Origin of the sequence: Micromonospora sp. NPDC049799, assembly GCF_040656655.1 — a bacterium.
Lineage (GTDB): Bacteria > Actinomycetota > Actinomycetes > Mycobacteriales > Micromonosporaceae > Micromonospora.
Genome location: NZ_JBFAMU010000803.1, coordinates 1 through 1564, shown reverse-complemented (window position 1 = coordinate 1564; position 1564 = coordinate 1). Strand labels below are relative to the sequence as shown.

Below are 1564 nucleotides of genomic sequence, written 5' to 3'. Positions count from 1 at the left end.
CAGGAGAGGCCAATACTGGAGGGGTGGCATGACGAGCCAGGTGCGTGGCGCCCAATTGGCGCGGCTGCTCGGGCAGTGGCATGCACTCCCCGGCCCACCACTACATCCAGGATCGAGCGCGATCTTTCCCGGGCGGACCGCGCGCCGCGGCTCAGCCGAGCGCCGGGGCGCGCAGGGCCGCCGGACCGTGCACGAAATCGGGGTCGATCTGCCGGGTCAGGTCGGTCCCGGTGCGTTCGTTGGCCCAGGCAGCCGCGTTGCGGCGGTGGAACTCGTGGGCGTGCCGGGTGAACGCCGCCCAGTCCTGCGGCGTCGCGTCGACCACGTCGGTGAGGCGGGCGAGCACCGCCCGGTTCGCCGGCTCCAACTCGGTCAGCGGGTCGACGGCGCCGCGCTCGGCCCGTCGTACGTACGCCGACCGGCCCACCCAGGTCAGCAGGTCGGCACCGACGTGTTCGCGGAGGAAGTCCACGTCGGAGGCGTCCTCGACCTTGTTGCCGACCACCGACAGGGCGACGCCGTAGTCGCGGGCGTAGCCGGCGTACTGGCGGTAGACGCCGACGCTGCGCACCGTGGGCTCGCAGACCAGGAAGGTGCGGTCGAAGCGGGTGAACAGGCCGGAGGCGAAGGAGTCCGCGCCGGCCGTCATGTCGACCACGGCGTACTCGCCGGGCCCGTCGACCAGGTGGTTGAGCAGCAGTTCCACCGCGCCCACCTTCGAGTGGTAGCAGGCCACGCCCAGGTCGTCGGCGGTGAACGCTCCGGTGACCGCGAGCCGGACCCCGCCGACCCGGCGGACGGCGGCGGCCCAGACCGGGTTCTCCTCGGTGAGCCGGAGCAGGCGGGACCCCCGCCCCGGCGGCGTCGTCTTGACCATCTCCGCCGCCGAGGTGATGCGGGGGTTGTCGCCGCGCAGGTACGCCTTGATGTCGGGCAGGAGGTCGCCGAGCGGCGGCAGGTGGGCGGCGTCGTCGGCGCTGCCGCCGAGGGCGACCGCGAGGTGCTGGTTGATGTCGGCGTCGACCGCCAGCACCGGGTGGCCGGCGTCGGCCAGGTGGCGGGTGAAGAGGGCGGCGAGGGTGGTCTTCCCGCTGCCGCCCTTGCCGACGAATGCGATCTTCATCCGGGCTGCTCCGTCAGGTTGCTAGTGGAAACCGTTTCCACTAGCGGTCACTCTAGCGGTCCGACCGTCCGACGGTGCCGAAGCCCGCGTACCGGGGCGTGTCGCCGCCCTCTGCGCAGGTCAAGGCCGGTGCGAGCACCTCGGTGGCGAGTCGGGCTACGACCTCCGTCGTCGGCGCGCGGCCCCCGCCGCCCTCCACCAGGAAGAGCAGATGCCGTACGCCGGGCAGCGCGGCCGCCTCGGCCACCGCGGCCCGGCACCGCGCCGGCCCGCCCACCGGGTGGATCCCGGTCAGGTGCGCCACGTAACGGTCGAGGTCGCGGGTGCGGGGAGGGGCCCCGTCGATCCGGACGTACTCCCGCGTGCCGGCGAGCAGCCCGGGAAGCGCCCGCCGGACCGCGCGTACGGCCGCGGCGTCGTCGTCCGCCACGTACGCCAGAT

At 73.8% G+C, this 1564-nt stretch carries 1 protein-coding gene and 1 pseudogene; both read right to left on the bottom strand.

The genetic code is table 11. The features are described 5' to 3' along the window. Window positions 1-151: 151 nt before the first annotated feature. The gene (locus tag AB0I76_RS29620) at window positions 152-1123 is read right to left on the bottom strand and encodes an ATP-binding protein (RefSeq protein ID WP_357042353.1); all 972 of its coding nucleotides are present in this window, start codon (window positions 1121-1123) and stop codon (window positions 152-154) included. 52 nt (window positions 1124-1175) lie between these two features. After that, window positions 1176-1564, bottom strand: a pseudogene (locus AB0I76_RS29615) (hypothetical protein); the annotation flags it as partial.

Bases quoted from the DNA above. Each gene is read 5' to 3' on its own strand.
- AB0I76_RS29620 (WP_357042353.1), bottom strand. From the start codon at position 1,123: ATGAAGATCGCATTCGTCGGCAAGGGCGGCAGCGGGAAGACCACCCTC.